This window comes from Lacihabitans lacunae, from assembly GCF_042649125.1.
Lineage (GTDB): Bacteria > Bacteroidota > Bacteroidia > Cytophagales > Spirosomataceae > Leadbetterella > Leadbetterella lacunae.
The window spans coordinates 1073847-1088000 of record NZ_JBHRYQ010000001.1 but is presented as its reverse complement, the minus strand read 5'-3'; the positions used below and the strand labels follow the sequence as shown (position 1 = coordinate 1088000).

The following is a 14154-nucleotide window of genomic DNA, read 5'->3' as shown; positions in this document are numbered from 1 at the left end:
GTTTATTGATTTAGCACAAAACTACAATTTTTCTTTAAATAGGACGTTTTCAAGCAAAAAAATATCTTTAACAGTAAATACACCTCATTGTTTGGGATAAAAACCGGACATTTTTCTAAATTTGAGAAATTTTTCTTTCTTAAGACTTATATGAAAATCAAAATATTAATCTTACACCTAGTTTTTCTCCCTTTTTTATCATTTTCTCAAAACACCCTCAGTTATACGGCTCTCGAAGCATATTATAACAATGGTGTGGAATTGTTTGAAAAAAAGGCCTACGCTGCATCCAGAAAGGAGTTTAGGGATTATATCTCTAAATCAGAGAAATCTCTTAACCCCAACAAATTTAATATTGCCAATGCGGAGTATTACTCGGCTTTGTCTTCTTTGTATTCAAAATCAAAAGATGCGGACATAGAAGTAGAGAGGTTTGTTATAAAAAATCCCGATCATCCCAAATCACAATTGATTTTTGCTGATTTAGCTCAAAGTTTTTTTGATAAAAAAGACTACGCAAATGCCATCAAGTATTATGAAAAGTCGCTTCAGTTTAGAAATGATAACATAGACACTTACGAACTTAGGTATCAGTTAGGTTTGGCTTATTATTTAAGCAATGATTTCAAAAAAGCCCTTAAAGAATTTGATTATGTAAAGTCTACTGTAGCTCCAAACTCCATTAATGCGGCCTATTATTCGGCAGTTATAAATTTTCAAAACGAAAACTATGATGTAGCCCTTTCTGACCTAAAAAGAGTAGAAAATGTAAACCCATACAAAATTGAGGTGCCCAACTGGATAGCACAGATTTTGTATCGTCAGAAAAAATACGCGGATTTATTGGAATACACTGAGCCTATTATCGCCAATCCAAATGGTAGAAAGATAGACGAGCTTACATTATTAACCGCAGAAGTTAATTTCTTTGAAAATAGATTTGAAAGAGCAGCTGCCTATTACGAAAAGTTTAAAGGTTTTAGAAGAGGGTCGGTTTCTGACCAAGTTACATTTAGACATGCATACAGTTTATATAAAGTTGAAAGCTACACAAAGTCGGCCGAGTTGTTTAAGCTAATTGCTTCCCAAAACTCTGAATTAGGTCAGCAATCTGCTTATTATCTGGGAATTGCATCATTGCGTAGTGCTGACTTAAACTCTGCTTTAGCTGCGTTTGAGGTTGCAAAAAAACTAGAATTCGATAAAGACATACAAGAAGAAGCTGCTTATAACTTAATAAAGGTTTTAGTGGAAAAAGCCAATAATCAACAAGCAATATTAGAACTTCAAGCGTATTTGAAAAAATACCCTTCAGGCAAATACGTAGATGAGTCAAACGAACTTTTGTCAGAGATTTTGTTTGAAACTAATAATTACCTCTCAGCTATTACATACATAGAAGGGCTGAATCGTAGAACACCCAAAATAGAAGCAGCCTACCAAAAACTTACGTTTAACCAAGGTGTGGTAGATTTTAATACTGAAAAGTTTGAAAGTGCGATCAATTATTTCAATAAGTCAATTAATAAACCGTTAGACAAATCACTTGAACAAGATGCTAAATTTTGGAAAGCTGAAGCATCTTATCAATTAGAAAAACCTGAGACTGAAGAGCTATATAGAGAATTGCTAGGTTCTTCAAATACAGAATATCGTCTTAAAAGTCAATATAACCTAGGGTATTTGTTTTACAACCAAAAGAATTATAAAAAAGCAAGGACATATTTTCAAGAATTTATAACTGCAAGTAGTTCTTATTCAAAATTAAGACAAAATAGTGAAGATGCTTTAGTAAGGCTTGCCGACTGTGCCCTAATAGAAAAAGATTACACGCTCGCTTTGAAATATTACAACCAAGCGTTGAGCCAAAACAAAACGGACAAAGATTATGCTTTATACCAAAAAGGCCTTTGTTTAAAGTATTTGGATAGAGACAGCGAAGCACAGGCAGTTTTTGAGCAGTTTGTAAAACAATATGGCTCATCAAGACTAATAGATGATGCTTTATACCAAAACGCAGTGATGGAAATGGACAAAAGCAAATATGAGAATGCGATTGCCATTTTAACAGATTTGCTTCGTAAAAAGCCAAATAGCCCATTAGTGCCTCAAGTATTGCTTAAAAGGGCTTTATCTTTTGCCAATGTAGGCAGTAACGACAGGGCCATTGGCGACTACAAATTGATTATCAACAAGTTTAGCAACACCAGTTATGCCGAAGAAGCACTATTGGGACTAAGAGAATCTTTGAATTCTGAAAATAGGAGTGAAGAGTTTTTTGAGATTGCAGAGCAGTTTAGAAAAAGTAACCCGGGTGCCAATTCTGTTGTGAACCTGCAGTTTGACTCGGCAAAAGACCTTTATTATGCTGAAAAATACGAAAAGGCTATTTCGGCATTTAAAAACTATATCAAAACATACCCAACTTCATCAAACCTTCCAGAGGCAAACTTCTTGATAGCGGAGTCTAATTATATTTTGAAAAACCTAAATGAAGCCTTAAAGTATTATCAAATTATTATTGAAAATAATCAGATTGATTATTTATCAAAATCAGCTGCAAGGTCTGCAGGTATTCAAGTTGAAAATGAACAATATAATGACGCAATCAAAAACTACTTGAACGTGTTGAGTTCTACCTCAAATCAAAGAGAGATTTTGTTGGCATGGGAAGGTTTGGTTAAGTCGTATTATTTCACTGGAAACTATGATAAGTGCATAGAATACGCCGAAAAGATAAAAACCGAAGGCGGAAGCACCGTAATAGGTGCGGCGAATAGGGCTACGCTTTACATCGGAAAGTCATACATGCAAAAGAAAAATAATGTAAAGGCCAAAGAGGAATTTGAGAAAGTGATAAGTATGGCCAAAGACGTAAATGGTGCCGAAGCAAAGTATTTTATTGCAGACATGGAATATAAGTCTGGTGCTTATGACGAGTCTATTAAAACTCTTCAAAGCCTTGCTAATGATTTTTCAGACTTTGTGTATTGGTATGAGAAAAGCTTTATGTTGATTGTAGATAATTATATCGCAAAAAAAGATATTTTCATGGCAAAAGCGACATTGAATTCAATAATAGAAAATTCGGATAACCCACAAACTGTAGAAGCAGCTAAGCAAAAATTAAAAGGAATTAAGTAATGAGCATAAAAAAACAGATTATTTTAGCGGCCCTTTCGACCATCGCTACAAATGCTTTGGCACAAAAAGAAGTGGTAAACGAAGAAATAAATATTACAAAAGAAAGACAGATAGAACTTCAGAAAGCCAATAGGATTTTTGATAAAATACCTCCCGTTATAAATGAAAAGTCAGACAAAAAAATGACGTATTCGTTTTATGACAGAAAACCAACGGCCGTAGAAGAAACCAAGTTTGAGCCAAATGTGGTCAGCCCGGTTTCTAAAAAATCGAGTATGGACGATTTGGTAGGTTATAAAAATTATTTTAAAATTGGAGTTGGAAATTTTGGTAGATTCTATGCTGAAACTTTCATAAACTCAAATCAAGACAGCAAACTGGTTTGGGGCATATCGGGCCTTCATAACTCTACAAAAAGAGGTCCTGTAGAAGGGGAAAATTCTGCTTCGAGTTTAAATAAAATTAAGCTTGACGGAAAGTACCACCAAGAAAATTACGAGCTAAAACTAGATATGGGTTACGAAAGACGTAACTATTATTTTTATGGGTATGACACGGCCCAATTTAAAGGCGAATATAGTCAGGCGGATTTGAGACAGTTGATAAATATCTATAATTTCAATGCGACGTTTGAAAACACCAAACCAAAACCTAAGGTTGACTACAAATTAGTGACGGGCATCAGAAAAATGGATGATTATTACCGTGCCTATGAATTAGACTGGGGAACAACTTTCACTGCTTTCTTCCCAATAATAGAAGATAAAGTAACGGCTATTTTAAATGCAGAATCGTATTTGACACAGTGGGACGACAGCTTTAGAGAAAATCAGATAGTGAAGCGTAATCTTTTTAGAGTTGAGCCTATGTTTAGGTTTGATATTCAGCAATTCTCTGCAAAAGTTGGATTTAAAGCAGTTAACCAATATGATCAGCAACAACAGATAAATGAAACCAAAGGCTATCCGACGGTGAATTTATCTTATAAGTTGCCTTCTATGATTTACTTCTTTGCTGGTTTTGATGGAGACATGATCAGGAATACCTTGTATTCTTTTGTTAATGAAAATCCATATTTGGGTGACATTGTAAATTTAAGAAATACATATAAAAACCAAGATTTTTATATTGGTAGCCGTGGAGATATGTTTAATGGAGTAAAATATAATGCCAAGTTTAGCTACGGTAAATATCAGAATTTGTATTTCTTTACGCCTTATGATGGTACGCCACTTTCTTCAGCAGGGAAGCCAATTAATACCACGAAATATGCGATTTCATATGAGAATGACGGAGTTCAGACTAACTTCTTTAATGTTTCAACGGAATTTAGCTATATGAATTTTGAAAGTTGGAAGCCAAATATCAAAATGGATTACAACTATTATCAAACTATTAAATACGCAAAACCATATCACAAGCCGGCATTTACTGGTAGATGGGGAAATACTTTTTTGGTGACTAATAAATTAGTGTCAAGCCTCGACTTCTATTACATGGGGGGCATTTATGCTCAAGCCATTGAGTTTGGTGAGCCAAAGAAATTAAAGGATATCGCTGACTTAAATGCAGAAATAACTTATTTATTTAGTCCACAATTCTCTGCTTTTGTTAAATTAAATAATATATTTGGTCAAAATTATCAAAGATATTATAATTATCCGCAAATGGGGCTTAATTTTGTAGCTGGAATAAATGTGGCCCTATAACTTCTAAAAATTTAATGATTAACCTCAAGAATGAAATAAGTCAAATCATATATTCGGTGGATTTTATCGTCCTCCCTGGTTTGGGTGCGTTTCAAACTAACTACTCTATGCCTCATTTTGGCAAAAATGGAGACATAGTCGAGGCGACCAAAAGCATTGAATTTATTGGCTTGTTTAAAAAAGACATAGATGGTAAGCTTTTTAAACTTCTATCACAAAAGCTTGGGCATCCTATAGAACTGATTCACCTCGAATACAAGGAACTTTTTAAAGAAGTTAAAGAAGCTCTGATTGTTCAGAAAAAGTATGACTGGGATGGTTTGGGTTTGTTTTTCAATAAAAATGACCAAGAACTTCAGTTTTTTGAAGAAAAAAGAAGACCTAAAACAGTAGAACCCTTTAAGCCTCAGGTAATTGAAGCCTCAAAACTAGCGTATACAACTACTTTTGTGGGTAACGACGAAGAAGTAATAGAACCTGAAATTGAAGAAGATTTTAAATCTCAATATTCAAAAATTCAGTATAGCAATAAAAGAGGTTTGTTTAAAACCATACTTTATTTAAGTCCGGTGTTGATTTTATCCGCGGCTTTATATTATCTCATTTTTCTTAATTCAGCTACAAGCGATAATCAATCGTCAGATGTTTTTGCTGAAATAGATTCATTGAACCAAGTGCAGTTAGATATGGATATTTTGCCAGAAACCGAAAAGCCGGAGGTGGTAACTAAAGCTCAGGACTATACACCTAGCAAAGCCCAGTCAATACCAGAACCTAAGGTAGAGAGCCAAGCTGAGCCTTTAAAAGAAATAAAGCCTGAAGTTAAAGCACCAAAAAAAGAGGCAGCACCGGTTGAAAAATATTCAGATAATATTAAGAACGCTCAATATTTAGTAAAAATAGGCGTTTTTAAAAATAAAGAAAATGTGGACAATCTGACTTCTTTTTTAACAGAAAACGGAATGCCCGCTAAAGTGGAAATTACCAAAGGAAAGTATAAAGTGTATTTAAATGCTAAATCTGAAAGCCAAGCAATTGAATACATGGATAAAATTGAGGCTCTAACAGGAGTAAGGCCAGATTTTGAAAAATAAAAACAATAAATGACTGTTTCTCAAAATAGCGAAATCAAAGATCACAAACCCAAGGCTTGGATAATTAGCCTTTCGATATATGCTGCTTTTTTGGCTGCATTATATTTTATTAAAATTGCTTACGAGCCTGTTGAGGAACCGATTGCATTGGGTGTAGACCTTAATTATGGAGTTGACCTAGTTGGGTCAGGGGATATTCAAACCTTGAATAAAGCCAATGCCTCAAAAAACAATTACGATGTAAAACCAGCTGAAAAAACACCAGAGACAAAACCTCAGAAAGCCCAATATACTAAACCAGAAGTTAGCAGACCAACACCTCAAAAGTCGGTATCTAAACCTGCAGCAGTACTTACTTCTGATGAGGACACAAAGGTTACGTATAAGAAAGCCACTGAGCCAGCCAAAACTACTTCGAATTCTTCAAATTCAACGAAATCAAGTCCTACGCCTACACCTCCAAAGCCACAACCAACTGTGGACCAAGGCTCTATTTTTAAGAAAAGCTCAAACTCAGGTTCAAGTTCTAATGGAACTGTAGGAACTAGGAGTGGAGTTGGCGGAAATAACAATGGAGACGGAAAGCCTGGTGAAGTTGGTGACAAAGGTGACCCAAGAGGAACTTTAGATGGAAAAAGCCTTTATGGGAACCCAGGTAAAGGTGGTGGTAGCAGTGGAGCTTCGGTAAGTATTTCGGGCTGGAAAAATAGAGGACCATTAAATATTCCAAAAGATAATTCAAACGAGACTGGACGTATCAGATTTAAAGTGGTTATAGACGATTACGGCGATGTAGTAAAAATTGACGTTTTAGAAACCTCAGTAAGTCCTTCGGTTACAAATTATTATAAAAGTCAGATTACAAGGCAGTTAAAATCAAACCTTGTGCCTGAAGGTACGCCGCCGCCTCGATCTAACGGTACCATTACAATCAATATTACCAGAGGAGCTTAATCACCGATGACTTACGCTGAAACTATAGAATTTCTATATTCTAAACTTCCTGCATTTCAAAAAATTGGGTCTAAGGCACTTAAGCCCAAAATGACCAACATTATTGAGCTTTGTGAGAGGCTAGATAATCCCCAAAAAAGTTTTAAAACAATACATGTAGCCGGTACTAACGGAAAGGGTAGTAGTTCACATTTATTAGCCTCTGTATTGCAGCAAAGCGGCTACAAGGTAGGTTTGTATACCTCGCCTCATTTGAGAGATTTTAGAGAGAGATTTAAGATAAACGGTCTCGATGTAAGCGAATCATACGTAATTGACTTTGTAGAAAAAATCAAACCTTTACTAGAAGAAATCAAACCTTCGTTTTTCGAGATGACGGTTGCTTTGGCGTTTAGCTATTTTGCAGTTGAAAAAGTCGATATTGCGGTTATTGAAGTAGGGTTGGGTGGAAGATATGATTCTACTAATGTAATTTTGCCTGAGGTCTGTTTAATTACAAATATTGGATTTGATCATCAGGATATTTTAGGTGATACTTTAGCAAAAATAGCCTTTGAAAAAGCAGGGATTATCAAAGAAAATACACCCGTAATAATCTCTGAATATCATCCAGAAACCAAAGATGTTTTTATTAAAGAAGCCGAACTGAAAAACGCAAATATTCAATTTGTAAGTCAAGAATTATCAGTTCAATCTATTGATATGCAACCTGATAGCTTAAAGTTTTCTTTGTCTTTAAATTCAACAAAAGAAGTTTTTAATATCGATTCAGGCTTAATAGGGGAATATCAAATTCATAATATTCAAGGCGTAATTTTGACAGTTTTGGAATTACAGAAACAAGGTTGGGAGATAACAAAAAATGACATATTAGTAGGAGTTAAGTGTGTCATTCAAAATACTAATTTGAAAGGCAGATGGCAGTCTTTGAACTCAAAACCTTTAGTAATTTGCGATACGGGTCACAATGAGCACGCGATAGCAATTACCTCCAAAAGGATATTAGCACAAAATGCTAGAGAGAAAGTTTTTATTTTGGGTTTTGTAAAAGACAAAGATTCCAAAGCAATTTTAAGTTACTTTCCAAGAAACGCCAAGTACATTTTGTGCACCTTTGATTCTTTTAGATCGCTTAACGTTTCAGAGCTGGAGACGCTTTCCCAAGAAAATAATTTAAATGCAGCTATTTTTGAAGATGTAAATGAGGCTTTAGAATCAGCATTAAAAAATGCATCAGCCGAGGATTTCATTTTTATTGGTGGAAGCACGTATTTAGTAGCAGAATTAAAAAAATTATAAAATTGTCAAGAAAAAAATTACATAGGTTCGAACATAATCAAAATGCCCATAATGTAATAGAAAGGGGTAAAGAATTATACACCCAAATAAAAGGGAAATGGAATAGCGTATTTTTCCAAAATCAAAATCCATTGGTATTAGAACTTGCTTGCGGAAAAGGAGAATATACTGTAGGGCTAGGTAAAAATTTTCCGGATAAAAATTTTATTGGGATTGATATTAAAGGCGATCGTATTGCGAGAGGTAGTAAGAATGCCGAGAATTTAAATTTAACAAATGTCGCCTTTTTAAGGACCGGAATTCAGTTCTTAGATGAGTTTTTTGAAGTTGATGAAGTTGACGAAATTTGGCTGATTCACCCTGATCCTCAACCAAGAGACAAAGAAGAGAAAAGAAGATTAACCAATCAAAGGTTTCTGGATATATATAAAATTTACTTAAAAAACGAAGGGATGTTTCACCTAAAAACAGATTCTGCGTTTTTATATGAATACTCTTTAGAAGTAATCAAGAATGATCCAGCTCTTGAAATTTTAGATTATACAGACGATTTATATAATTCCCCTCTAAATGAGGAGCACTTTGAAATTAAGACACATTATGAAAAACTCTTTGTAGAAAAGGGCAGTACTATCCACTACATAAAAGCAAAACACATAAAAAAAGCTCCTTGAAAAAGGAGCTTTTTTTGTTATTAGTATTTTGCAATTCTTATTTAATAAGAGAAGCGAAATGTTTTACAGTTCTAACCAATTGAGAAACGTATGACATTTCGTTATCATACCAGCTAACTACTCTTACTAATTGAGAATCTCCAACGTTTTGAACTTTCGTTTGAGTTGCATCAAAAAGTGAACCATAGCTGATACCGATTACGTCGCTACTTACGATTTCATCTTCAGTATAACCGAAACTTTCGTTTGAAGCTTTTTTCATTGCTGCGTTAATTTCTTCAACTGTAGTTTTCTTTCCTAAGATAGCCGTAACTTCAGTTAATGAACCAGTCAATGTAGGTACACGTTGAGCTGAACCATCTAATTTACCTTTTAAGCTTGGTAATACTAAGCCAATAGCTTTTGCAGCACCAGTACTATTCGGCACAATATTTTGAGCAGCAGCTCTAGCTCTTCTTAAATCACTTTTAGCGTGAGGAGCATCTTGTGTGTTTTGATCATTTGTATAAGCGTGAACGGTTGTCATCAAACCGTTGATAATCTCAAACTCATTCTCTAATACTTGAGCCATTGGAGCTAAACAGTTTGTAGTACAAGATGCTGCACTAACAATTGTTTCAGTACCGTCAAGAATTTCGTGGTTTACATTAAACACGATAGTCTTAAGGTCACCAGTAGCAGGAGCAGAAATTACAACTTTCTTGGCACCCGCAGTAATATGAGCTGAAGCTTTTTCTTTATCAGCAAAAAATCCTGTACATTCTAATACTACATCAACATCATGACTTCCCCATGGAATTTGAGAAGGGTCTCTTTGTGCATAGATGTTAATTACATCACCATTAACGATAATTGAGTTTTCAGTAGATTCTACTTTCTCCTCGAATCTTCCTTGAGCAGTGTCATACTTAAGCAGGTGTGCTAAAGTTTTTGGATCTGTCAAATCATTGATGGCTACAATATCAATACCTTCCATATTGTAGATTTGACGATAAACTAAGCGACCGATACGGCCGAAACCATTAATAGCAACTTTAATGTCTTTCATGCGTTATATTTATTTGTATTTGAAATGCAAAATTAAAAATAATTAAGGCTATAAACAATTTAGTAGGCAATAATTTACAAATTCTATTACGTCTGAAATTTCAATATTTCCTATCAAAGGTCAGAATGGTTTCAAATATTCAATTCTCAGGCGATATGAATTTTAAAGCCAAATTATGAAATTCCAAATAAATGCATTAGTAAATAGTGGATACCTCATTAAAAACAATACTAATAAAAATAGCATAATTCCGCTTAAATACTAAGATAAGTAGCATAATTTAACCCGAAATACTAATTGATTACTACTTAAAATGTAGTAATTTTGTATTGCAGTATTCGAGCCAAATAATATTCGGCTTTAAATAACATAATTTACGAATTAGGAATCTTTAATGGTTTTAATAACATAACTAAGTTGTAAATCAGTTATTTAATGGTTAATTAAAAAAGTAATAGTTAATTGTAAATATATAAGTTAATTGCAAATGAAAGAAAAAGAAGAGTTAATTTTAGCAGCATGGGAAAACAGAGAATTGCTAAAAGATGCTAAAACAGTTGAAACAATAAATGAAATAATCTCATTAGTAAACGATGGAGTATTACGTGTTGCTAATAAGAGTAGCAACGGAGAGTGGGTTACTAACGAATGGATTAAGAAAGCGATTATATTATATTTCCCTTTGAGAAAAATGATTGTAGAAGAAGTTGGAATATTCCAGTTTCACGATAAAATGCAATTAAAAAATAATTACGATAAAATAGGTGTTAGGGTTGTTCCTCCAGCGGTTGCCAGATTTGGAGCATATTTAGCTCCAGGAGTTATCTTAATGCCTAGTTACGTAAATATTGGTGCTTATGTAGATGAAGGTACTATGGTAGATACATGGGCTACAGTAGGAAGTTGTGCTCAAATTGGCAAGAATGTACACCTTAGCGGTGGCGTTGGCATAGGAGGAGTTTTAGAGCCTGCTCAAGCCTCGCCAGTAATTATCGAAGACGGTGCATTTATCGGTTCAAGGTGTATTGTGGTTGAAGGTGCTCATATCGGAGAAAGAGCGGTTTTGGGGGCCGGTGTAACGATCACAGGAAGCTCAAAAATAATAGATGTGACAGGTCCAGAACCTATCCAATATATTGGTAAAGTACCTGCAAACTCGGTAGTTATTCCAGGTACATTGACAAAAAGTTTCCCTGCTGGTGAATATGGCGTACCATGTGCCTTAATAATTGGTAAAAGAAAAGCATCTACAGATTTAAAGACTTCTCTAAATGAAGCTTTAAGAGAAAATAATGTTACAGTGTAACTTTCGTGTTTTGATTTAAGGTTTTAATCTTAAATCCCGTTTATTTTTAAAGACAAATTAGCAGCATTGATGTAAATCTTTGCTGTTTTTTTGTGCATTTTAATCTAAAGTTGAAACCTAGAAATCCGCATTGAGGAGGATATCCAATTTGAGTTTTTTATGTAAGTTCTAAAATATTCAGTATATAAAAGATTCAACCTGAAGGTCTACCATGATTTTTTTGTTTGAAACCTTAAAAATATCAATTTGATTAATTTAAAATTTATCATTTTTGGGAGATTTAGAAAAAGATTTATGTTTATGCTCTTTAAAGCAATTTATAGATTTGCAGGTATAAGGACTTATCTTTTAAAAATTAGGCTTCTCAGCAAATGCATCTTTATTGATTTAAAAGGTCAGTTGGGTTAGTGTATAAGTATAGTTTTAAATGCAAAAAGAGCCAAGATATTAATCCTGGCTCTTTTCTTTTTTGATTCACTCTTGGTGAGTCGATATATTATAGAAGGCACATAAGTCTGTCACAAATGTAAACACCTTTATTTTGTTTCTCCAAATTTTTCTTTAAATATTTTTTTAAGATTTTTTTCATCAAATTTTCAAAACTTAGAATAATCCAAGTAGTCTGTATCTTTCACATTTACAATTAGTTACAAGTTAACATTTGTTATTTTAAGATAATTTGCAAATGTAAATAGTTGTAATTACATTTGTGAATAGATAAATCTTACTGTTTACAATTGTGACTAATGTATTGAATAATAAAATAGAAAAGTTAATTCTTGGCTTGGGTTTAACCTCTACACGCTTTGCGGATTATATAGAGGTTAATAGGCCTATTATAAGTCATATACTTACAGGTAGAAATAAGCCTAGCTTGGAGATTATTCAGAAGATTGTGGCAAAGTTTCCTGAATTGGGCTATAATTGGATCTCAGACGACGAAGATTTGGATATGGATGTGGTAGAACAACTTTCACATAAAGAGGAGTTTAGCTACCTTTTCTCTGGTTCTCATAACGCTCGAGAATTGGATGAAAATAATTCTGTTAGCAATGGTAAGGAAAAAAACAATTCTCAGGCTGAATCAAATCAAGGAAAAACAAAGACTATACAGAAAATATTGGTTTTTTATTCGGATAATACCTTCGAGCAATTTAACCCAACTAGTTAATTTGAATCATAGAATTCTTTTGACAAAAATTTTCTCTGCATACATATAGTAATTTAGTTTATGAGTTTTTCATTTCATCGGATTTTCCCAACAATAACTTTGAAATAATTTAATGCTATATTTTAATACAAGATTTTTTTCTCAAGTTACTATTCTATATTCCCCAATTACAGTAATTAACTTTCATTTTTTTCTGAAAATATTAAGAAATCCTTTTGTTGTATAATTTATATTATGTTAAATAAGATGTTCAAAAGTAAAGCCATTCTGTTTGGAATGGCTTTACTCTGATATCTTATTATGATTAGTTTTTACACTGCTCTAATATTCTCTCAAGGTTAACAAGGTTTTCTAATACAACCTCGTCATTTGGATTTAAGCTTTTACACTTATCAAAAAACGGTTTCGCTACATTGAATTGAGCACAAGCTTTTTTCTCAATGTCTTTACCTGATTTTTGGTATTCTTGCATATCCATTGCATCAATTACTTTCTTAGTTTCAACTGCCTCGTTAAAATGAATAACGGCCATGTTAAAGTTAACGTCATAATTGTCAGGGTCTAATGCTAGAACTTTTTTGTATGATTCAAACGCCTTCGCTTTGTAACCCTTTTGTTTAGCAATTAGCTCATTCATTTTTTCTTTTTTAGCAGCTAAACCATTTTGTGCTGCTTCTTTTTTTGCAAGAGACTTAGCTGCTTCAGCTACAGCTTCTTCTTGAGCTATTTTTTGGCTTGTTACATCTGCTATTCTTCTCTTAGTTTCAGTAGCATTTTTTGGATACTTCTTCAAGTTATTGGTAAGATTCTGAAGTTCATTCTCAAAAATTGCTAATTTCTCTTTTTCGTTAGAAAGTTTTTTCTGGAAATCTTGAATGTTGTTTTTCTCAACTTCTTCTTTGATGTCTGAAATTTCGTTAGTAAACTCTTGAGCTTTATTATCATAAAGAAGGCCTAAGTTGCTTAAGTTAGTTACATTTTTAGGATCAGAAATTGTCATTTTTTCCAAATCAACAATAGCGGCATCTAGGTTATTTGATGTCAAATATGTGTTGATGATTTCTGACTTTAAGTCTTTATCATTTGGGTGAATAGCTGTTCCTTTTCTAAGTACTTCTATCGCTTTGTCGTATTTCTTTTCGATTTTATAAATCTGAGCTAAAGAATAAAACACCGCAGGATCTTGTCCTTTGTTATCTAAATACTTTTTGAAGTTTTCTATTGCTCCGTCATTGTTACCAAGAGATTGGTTTACAATACCTGCATACAATTGAGAAGTTGAATCAGCTGGCTTTACTTTACCGCTTAATTCAAACATTTCACTTGCCAACTTTAAGTTTTTAGTGTTATAGTGTGTAGCTCCTTGGCTCATTAAAGCACTGTATAGTTTATCACTTACTAATTCTTCTTCGATTGACTTAGATTTTTTTCCACCAGCAGCGTTTTCTATTTCTAAAGCTTTCTTTAGAGTTTCATACGCTTTGATAGATGCCGTTGAGTCGCTACCACATTTACCTGCATGGTCGATGTATGCATCTGCTAAACTTACCCATGTAGCACTTTTAAGGCCTTTTTTGGCATGCTGGGTATTTGATTCTGCTTTAGAAACTGCATCTGTAAATCCTTTACATGCTAGTTCTTTTATTGGGTCTGTTTGGGCGTTGGCGTTTAAGGTATATGCTCCTAAAATGGCCAATACAAATAATTTCTTCATTTGAGGTTTTTTTTGATTGATTTAATTATTAGACTGATAAT

10 protein-coding genes are annotated in these 14154 nt (G+C 33.6%); 8 read left to right on the top strand and 2 right to left on the bottom strand.

The window, feature by feature from the left end; translation table 11 throughout:
- Nucleotides 1-150: 150 nt before the first annotated feature.
- Genes ACFOOI_RS04595 through trmB form a run of 6 tightly spaced genes read left to right on the top strand, consistent with a single transcriptional unit; the run spans nucleotide 151 to nucleotide 8874 of the window.
- Nucleotides 151-3144, top strand: a complete 2994-nt coding sequence (locus ACFOOI_RS04595) for a tetratricopeptide repeat protein (protein WP_379835570.1) — start codon at nucleotides 151-153, stop codon at nucleotides 3142-3144.
- A complete protein-coding gene (locus tag ACFOOI_RS04590) occupies nucleotides 3144-4853 on the top strand; it encodes a hypothetical protein (protein WP_379835568.1) in 1710 nt (569 codons plus the stop codon). The genes ACFOOI_RS04595 and ACFOOI_RS04590 overlap by 1 nt, the downstream gene beginning before the upstream one ends.
- A gap of 14 nt (nucleotides 4854-4867) precedes the next feature.
- Complete coding sequence (locus ACFOOI_RS04585) at nucleotides 4868-5947, top strand: SPOR domain-containing protein (protein ID WP_379835566.1); 1080 nt, start codon at nucleotides 4868-4870, stop codon at nucleotides 5945-5947.
- A 9-nt stretch (nucleotides 5948-5956) separates the two neighbouring features.
- Complete coding sequence (locus ACFOOI_RS04580) at nucleotides 5957-6901, top strand: hypothetical protein (RefSeq protein WP_379835564.1); 945 nt, start codon at nucleotides 5957-5959, stop codon at nucleotides 6899-6901.
- A gap of 6 nt (nucleotides 6902-6907) precedes the next feature.
- Nucleotides 6908-8200 carry a bifunctional folylpolyglutamate synthase/dihydrofolate synthase gene (locus ACFOOI_RS04575; RefSeq protein WP_379835562.1) on the top strand — a complete coding sequence of 431 codons (1293 nt, stop codon included), beginning with the start codon at nucleotides 6908-6910 and terminating at the stop codon, nucleotides 8198-8200.
- A 2-nt stretch (nucleotides 8201-8202) separates the two neighbouring features.
- On the top strand, nucleotides 8203-8874 hold the full coding sequence (gene trmB, locus ACFOOI_RS04570) for a tRNA (guanosine(46)-N7)-methyltransferase TrmB (RefSeq protein WP_379835560.1): 672 nt from the start codon (nucleotides 8203-8205) through the stop codon (nucleotides 8872-8874).
- A gap of 37 nt (nucleotides 8875-8911) precedes the next feature.
- On the opposite strand, the gene gap is transcribed toward trmB, so the two are convergent.
- Nucleotides 8912-9922 (bottom strand): type I glyceraldehyde-3-phosphate dehydrogenase, encoded by a 1011-nt coding sequence (gene gap / locus ACFOOI_RS04565; RefSeq protein ID WP_379835558.1) that lies wholly within the window; start codon nucleotides 9920-9922, stop codon nucleotides 8912-8914.
- A gap of 487 nt (nucleotides 9923-10409) precedes the next feature.
- On the opposite strand from gap, the gene ACFOOI_RS04560 reads away from it, so the two are divergent.
- Complete coding sequence (locus ACFOOI_RS04560) at nucleotides 10410-11228, top strand: 2,3,4,5-tetrahydropyridine-2,6-dicarboxylate N-succinyltransferase (RefSeq protein WP_379835556.1); 819 nt, start codon at nucleotides 10410-10412, stop codon at nucleotides 11226-11228.
- A 751-nt stretch (nucleotides 11229-11979) separates the two neighbouring features.
- A complete protein-coding gene (locus tag ACFOOI_RS04555; protein ID WP_379835554.1) occupies nucleotides 11980-12399 on the top strand; it encodes a helix-turn-helix transcriptional regulator in 420 nt (139 codons plus the stop codon).
- A gap of 304 nt (nucleotides 12400-12703) precedes the next feature.
- Here the strand turns inward: ACFOOI_RS04555 and ACFOOI_RS04550 are convergent, their stop codons facing one another.
- On the bottom strand, nucleotides 12704-14113 hold the full coding sequence (locus ACFOOI_RS04550) for a tetratricopeptide repeat protein (RefSeq protein ID WP_379835552.1): 1410 nt from the start codon (nucleotides 14111-14113) through the stop codon (nucleotides 12704-12706).
- Nucleotides 14114-14154: the final 41 nt, after the last annotated feature.

Coding starts and splice junctions, on each gene's coding strand:
- ACFOOI_RS04595 (WP_379835570.1), top strand. CDS start 151: ATGAAAATCAAAATATTAATCTTACACCTAGTTTTTCTCCCTTTTTTA.
- ACFOOI_RS04590 (WP_379835568.1), top strand. CDS start 3,144: ATGAGCATAAAAAAACAGATTATTTTAGCGGCCCTTTCGACCATCGCT.
- ACFOOI_RS04585 (WP_379835566.1), top strand. CDS start 4,868: ATGATTAACCTCAAGAATGAAATAAGTCAAATCATATATTCGGTGGAT.
- ACFOOI_RS04580 (WP_379835564.1), top strand. CDS start 5,957: ATGACTGTTTCTCAAAATAGCGAAATCAAAGATCACAAACCCAAGGCT.
- ACFOOI_RS04575 (WP_379835562.1), top strand. CDS start 6,908: ATGACTTACGCTGAAACTATAGAATTTCTATATTCTAAACTTCCTGCA.
- gap (WP_379835558.1), bottom strand. CDS start 9,922: ATGAAAGACATTAAAGTTGCTATTAATGGTTTCGGCCGTATCGGTCGC.
- ACFOOI_RS04560 (WP_379835556.1), top strand. CDS start 10,410: ATGAAAGAAAAAGAAGAGTTAATTTTAGCAGCATGGGAAAACAGAGAA.
- ACFOOI_RS04550 (WP_379835552.1), bottom strand. CDS start 14,113: ATGAAGAAATTATTTGTATTGGCCATTTTAGGAGCATATACCTTAAAC.